General features: G+C 38.0%; 8 protein-coding genes and 1 riboswitch. Of the genes, 1 reads left to right on the forward strand and 7 read right to left on the reverse strand.

Features of this window, described 5'->3' with window-relative positions:
• Window positions 1–291 precede the first annotated feature (291 nt).
• The 5 genes from NLX67_RS20710 to NLX67_RS20725 form a co-directional block, all read right to left on the reverse strand.
• Window positions 292–1,929, reverse strand: coding sequence for a sensor domain-containing diguanylate cyclase (locus NLX67_RS20710; protein WP_254313314.1), 1,638 nt, complete (start codon window positions 1,927–1,929; stop codon window positions 292–294).
• 115 nt (window positions 1,930–2,044) lie between these two features.
• Window positions 2,045–2,443: an HD domain-containing protein gene (locus NLX67_RS23360; RefSeq protein WP_375143436.1), complete on the reverse strand. Its 399-nt coding sequence runs from the start codon at window positions 2,441–2,443 to the stop codon at window positions 2,045–2,047.
• 6 nt (window positions 2,444–2,449) lie between these two features.
• Window positions 2,450–2,773, reverse strand: coding sequence for a hypothetical protein (locus tag NLX67_RS20715; protein ID WP_254313315.1), 324 nt, complete (start codon window positions 2,771–2,773; stop codon window positions 2,450–2,452).
• Between the two features lie 71 nt (window positions 2,774–2,844).
• Window positions 2,845–3,060, reverse strand: coding sequence for a hypothetical protein (locus tag NLX67_RS20720; protein ID WP_254313316.1), 216 nt, complete (start codon window positions 3,058–3,060; stop codon window positions 2,845–2,847).
• Window positions 3,061–3,074: 14 nt separating this feature from the next.
• A riboswitch (cyclic di-GMP riboswitch) is annotated at window positions 3,075–3,157 on the reverse strand.
• 192 nt (window positions 3,158–3,349) lie between these two features.
• On the reverse strand, window positions 3,350–3,571 hold the full coding sequence (locus NLX67_RS20725; RefSeq protein WP_254313317.1) for a hypothetical protein: 222 nt from the start codon (window positions 3,569–3,571) through the stop codon (window positions 3,350–3,352).
• 300 nt (window positions 3,572–3,871) lie between these two features.
• Here NLX67_RS20725 and NLX67_RS20730 point away from each other — a divergent pair, with 300 nt between their 5' ends.
• Window positions 3,872–4,264 (forward strand): MerR family transcriptional regulator, encoded by a 393-nt coding sequence (locus NLX67_RS20730; RefSeq protein WP_254313318.1) that lies wholly within the window; start codon window positions 3,872–3,874, stop codon window positions 4,262–4,264.
• Between the two features lie 145 nt (window positions 4,265–4,409).
• On the opposite strand, the gene NLX67_RS20735 is transcribed toward NLX67_RS20730, so the two are convergent.
• Window positions 4,410–4,751, reverse strand: coding sequence for a hypothetical protein (locus tag NLX67_RS20735; protein ID WP_254313319.1), 342 nt, complete (start codon window positions 4,749–4,751; stop codon window positions 4,410–4,412).
• A 291-nt stretch (window positions 4,752–5,042) separates the two neighbouring features.
• Entirely contained in the window at window positions 5,043–5,687 is a 645-nt protein-coding gene (locus tag NLX67_RS20740; RefSeq protein ID WP_254313320.1) for a DUF3862 domain-containing protein, read from the reverse strand.
• Window positions 5,688–6,000 lie beyond the last annotated feature (313 nt).

Genomic DNA, 6,000 nt, shown 5'->3' on the forward strand with positions numbered 1-6,000 from the left:
TCAATTCCAACAAAAAAAGCACACGCCTCTTTTTAGAAGTAGGCGTGTGCTTTCGGCCGTCCGATCAGCACATTCATTGATGGATTGTTGTCGGATGTGATATCCGATTAATTCTATAAGAATTATAATAAATGGTTGGTGGCAGTTCGTCAACTGCTTTTTTGAAAAAAATAAATATTGCGTAAAAGCGTACTTTTACGAACGGGTGAATAGAGTCTTTATTCTATTTTTTCTCGATTAGTTAGGAGTCATTATTTGCTCCGTTCCCTTTTTCAGTAAGTGTATTTGCATCTAATCCTCTCTGTAAATGCGATAGGTGTTTTTCCCTGCTCGTTTCGCTTGATACATAGCTGTATCTGCTTTTCTGATGAGTGAATGACCATCTTCACTTTCGTTTAAATGGAGAGAAACCCCTATACTTGGGGTGATGCGAATGCTCTCATTTTTTATGATGAAAGGAAGCCCTAACACATCAAGAATTTTTTTAGCTATACCCATTACATCTTGCTTCGGAATATCGGTTAATAAAACTGTAAACTCGTCACCTGCCAGGCGGGCAACCACATCACCTTCACGAACAGTGCGTGTTAACTTCTCAGCGACCATGTTTAATAAAGCATCCCCTGCGTCGTGACCATACGTATCATTCACTTGCTTAAATCCATCTAGATCAATAAACATAACAGCTGTCACCCTAGGATCAGCTGGTTTAACGAGTAATGCTTTTAGAAGGTGTTCCTCAAATAACCGCCTGTTCGGTAATCCTGTTAACGCGTCGTGATAAGCAAAATGATGCGTCATTTCTTCCATCTTTTTACGCTCCGTTATATCTTGAAAGAAGATCTGGACATGCTCTTGTCCGTGAATTGTAATCGGTAATCCCATAATTTCAACATCGACGGTTTCCCCATCCATGCACATCATTTTTTCTTCTAAAGGAGCTGCAGGGGCTTTATTTTCAAACATCATTTTTAGCCGCTCTTTTACAATCTTATGGTAGCTTGGGTGGATAAAGGATAAAGCATTTTTGCCAACTACTTCATCCAACGTATTCGCACCTAAAATTTTCATCCCCGCAGGGTTGATATATGTGAAAACACCTGCTTTGTGAATACCTATGGCGATAGGAGATAGTTCAACTAATTGCCGATACCGTTCTTCACTTTCTATTATTTTTAAGGATGTTTTTTGATCCATGTAACGGCTGATAAAAATAAATAGCTGTATACACAAGATGATGATGACGATGCTTATTGCTAACGAATTATTTTCTGACCAATCAGGCGGTGAATTTTGGTGGTAATCGAATGTCGTTAAAAAGGTTGTCGCTTTCAGCCCAGTATAATGCATGCCTGAAATCGAAGTGCCCAGTAAAATAGCTGAGGCTAGCTTAGTCCACAATTTCTCGTAAACCGGATTGTCTCTAAATATAGCAAATAGCTGCACTGCGATATTGGTGGACGATAGGGCAATCAGTACAGATACACTGACCCACAGCGGGTCATATTGAATCTCTGCTTTTACAATCATCGCCTTCATCCCAATATAGTGCATTAATAGAATTCCGATTCCCATTATCGTTCCGCTAACAATCAAGTATCTCCTAAGGATGTATTGGCTTAACGTATAAAAAGCTAAAAAGGACGTCATCACGGGCAAAATTATGGATGCGACAACTAATAATGGATTATATTGAATATCCATATTAATATCGAATGCTAACATGCCAATAAAATGCATCGCCCATATTCCACTACCCAATGAGATAGAAGCTGCGATTAACCAGTAGTTCCTCATAAGCCCCTTTTCTGATGATCTTAGCCTGCTGACAAGATGAAGAGCCGTATACGATGAGCATATTGCAATCATGATCGAAAAGACAACTAATATTAGATGATGCTCACCATAGATATGTGTCATATTATCCATTACTCGCTCCCCTTATAGAACTACAAAAACTAATTAAAAAACCAGTGTGGTCGGATGATGAATGAATGTTTTTTATACAGGTATAATTAGGCCTCTTTACCAAGAATCCGAAATATTAATCCGAGATTTTCGTTCTTTTCCCCGTAAATAAATCAACTTGCCATGTTCCATTATACTGAGGGCGATGATTTCTTTCGGTAACGGTAACAATACAGTCTTGTACGGTGAAATCCACCTCTCCCCCTCCTCTTGTGATCGAAGCTGACAATCCATCTACTATCTGAAATAATCGGAACATTGGCCGTAAACGCCATGGGAATGCATCAGGAAGCTCATGTTCCTCATGATGATGGTAGCGAATGATTTCAACAATATCTTCGTGGATAGCATAAAAGTTTTTAGCAATTTCGGCTCCACGATACGCATGAAGTTTGCCATCTTCAAAAACTTTCTTGGGATCTGCTACGTCGCTAACCGATAGGATCGGCTGAGATTTGCCTAAATCATGAAAAATGAAAGCCTAAACCAACTGGTCTTTGTCAATTCCAATTAGTTCCGCAACTCCTTTTTGATATAAATTAGATAGGAGTCTAAGGCAATTCACAATATGACGGTATCCACCGTCTGGAATAATGCCCGTAATGGTAATCATCTTACTATCTGGATCATAGGTATCCATATATTCAACCGTATTTTTAAGTTTATATTCTACTTTACTGTTAGGTAGCGTTAAAGCGAACGCCATATCCAATTCATTCTGCATCATCATAATATCTGTTATATCTTTACCCGTAATGAGAATTCCTTTTTCTATTTCTTCCTCAACTAGTGGAATGGCATTCATAGATAATGTTCTACCCGTTAACGTTTTTCTCAGTACACCTCTACGTGCTTCTCCGGTTCTTATCACTTCTTCTAATAATTTTTTTCATAATCAGAAGGTAATTGAAAGAAATTCAAGTCACTATAAATATGTTTATCCTGGTAGTGAACTCCTTCAAGTTCTAAAGACTTTTCAGCCACCAGGTTTACATATTTCACACGCAAACCACAATCTATCAAGATAAGAATTTCATCCATTGAATCCAAAATATAACTCAAAAATCCCCTATCGGATACTACGTTTTTCATCGCTTTTCTCTCCTTTTGGCAACCCACCCATCTTAGCATTTGCTTTAGATCTGTGGCTTTGCGTCCTTATCTTTCAACAAGTTTGCCTTTTTCAAAATGAATTTCATTATTTAATAAAATCACTAATCATTTCCTAATCTTACTGTAAAACATGTCGAAATTTACCGGTTTTTGTTTTTTAGGCTATAAAGTAATCTGATATGTATAAAAAACTCACTTTCAACCCAAAAATCCCCTCTTAAAAATGGAGATTAGTCCGTAATTTGCTGCTTCATTCTTTACAGCTTTATTAATTTGTCAGTAGATATCGGGCGTCATAAAACGCGTAATGTTTGATTTTTTCTTCATAGCGCTTCCGTTCGATCACGCCTCTAAAGACCATGGCAATATCGGTCATGTCGCCCCTATCATTGAGGATGGGAGCAGCGCTGTCGTCTATCGGGATTTCGGCCCCTTCTTTGTTAATGAGGACCGTATGATTAGCAAGACCAACAATTCGTTTTTCTTTCATCTTAACAATAATCTATTCATCGGTAACCGCAAAATATTGGCGTGGTCACGCAAAATATTGCGGTGTTTTGCAAATTTGATCCAGATCATAGGCGGGCTGTATATATTCATTTCACATATGATACGGTTTACACCAATTACTGCTGAACAATGCTACCCATCTCCACTCCATATTTACTAAACTTAAAACACCTACTGGGAAACCTTATTGAAACCCACCGCACACCTTTAGAGTAGCTTCGTATTATGCTTTTCATCAGACATATATATTGAAACATGCCTTGAAAGGATGATGGAAATCATGACTCAAACGAAAGATCAAGGTGCTGGAAACTTATCTGAAAACATACCTGAAAACCTGGAGGATCTGCGCTTAACGGTGAAGGACGCGGCGAAATATGTGAATGAAAGCCCGGGTGTTGTGCGCAACTGGCTGAGAGAGTTAAAATCCTACATCCTCACCCTGCAGGGAGACAACGGCTACCACTATTTTGATCAGCGGGCGTTGGAAAGGCTCATGCTGATCCGCCAGCTGAACCGGGACCAGCACTATTCGATCAAGCAGATTGAATATTACTTCGCAACGGGAGAAATACCGGTTAAACCAGAACCGATGAAGGATGAAGCATCGGATGTCTCAAATTGTAATTTGTATGAAGAAAATCAATCTTATCATCTTCAAATTGAACAATAGCGATTAAGTCATTGTCATAATCAACAACGGCAACTTTGTTTTCATTGAAATAGACATCATTTTTTTCATACATCTCTATATGCCAACCGTTATTTAAATCAAATTTTTCACGTTTACTCATCCTTTTATTGTTTAGTCTTTTTGTTTACCACTCTCTCCATTCCTCAGTAATGTCTTCTTCAGATTTTAATCCAGCTATTTTCGCACCTTCCTCGATAAACTCAGCTAATTCCTCTCTTTCCATGGTTTCAATAAAGTAATCATATTTGTCGTTTAATTCATTTAATCTAATAACAACTTCTTTGACACGTTCCAGTATAGCTTCCTCTGTTGGCGTATCTCCAAGTGCTTTTAAACTGCTGATGTAAGAATCCAGAACCTCATTAGTTACATTGGTATTTTCATCGGTGAAAATATCATCTTCTTCATCCATTCTTTGTTTCCATTCTAACGTTGGCTTGTTTTGTGTAAGTTCTTCAAAATTCATAATTTCATCCTCCAAGGATAATTAAATATCTTTATTAGCTATTTTACCGCATTTCTCGTCAAAGTAATCTACCTGATTAGTCAACAGTTCGTCCATTACTGTATATTAAAAGCCCCCGCTGCCTTTGACAGCCGGGGCTTTTCCAACACAACATAATAACATTTTTGTTGCATTGTATTTTAGTGATCAACAGTGGACCGAAACTGTGGATTAAAGAATCCATACTTTACTCTACTTCTTAAATCGTATATCTGTCATTGAGAAATAAAAAAGCTCTGCGATTGCAGAGCTCTACTCTAATCCGAATTGCGATTTAGATTCTAATCTATCCGCCATAAAAACTAAGATTACGTTTGATCCAAGTGGTTCTCCATAATAAGTAACCGTGATTGTTCTAAGAGGGTCATCGCTTGCGCCAGTTTCTGAAGTTAATTCACCTTCACCGCCAACAATTGCTTGGACTTCTGAATACGACATACCATTAGTGATTTCAGTAAACTCTTCCAATGTAATCTTTACATCGGAATTAGGACCTTCACCAAGCCCAGCCTGTGCTTTACTCATGAGTTTATTATCCTGAAACATAAAATTGGCATTAGCAAGAGCGCTGTCTGTCGATTCCCATTCATACATAACCGTGTGAAGGTCAGTGCCTTTTTCGCCTGTTTCAGAAATCAACGTGCCTTCATGACCAATAAGATCGGCCACTTCTTCATAGGACATACCTTCCTTGATTTGGTCGAATTTTTCTTGAGTTAGTCCTTCTGTTTCGTCTGTAGCCTTAGATGTTTCTTCAGTTGATGCTGGTCCAGCATCTTCTTTAATAGTCGTTTCTTCAGTATTATTCATGCCATTATAACCGATTACAGCAAGAATGATCAGTAAAATGATAATTCCAATGATGCCTAAGCATCCAAACTTAAAAATTTTACCCATCTGTGATGTCCTCCTTTATATCTATTAAAAGAATACATTAGGAATTTAATGGGTTCAATACAATTATAAAACATTTAAGTTATAACAAGGAAAACAAAAGTTTGCTGTTCATGAACAGTACTTCCATACAGAGATGGATACTAATTTCATTTTATTCAACAGTTCGTCCTTACTGTGCAAAAAGCGCTCTGGCTTCCTAAGGAAGCCAGAGCGCTTTTCAATGCAACACACTATCTTGATATGCTCCCCCTTAAGTGGACAGTGTAGAAAAGCAACGCTACTGTTTACTCAAGGGGGATTTTAAATGGCGAAA

The organism is Domibacillus sp. A3M-37, assembly GCF_024213455.1.
Lineage (GTDB): Bacteria > Bacillota > Bacilli > Bacillales > Domibacillaceae > Domibacillus > Domibacillus tundrae.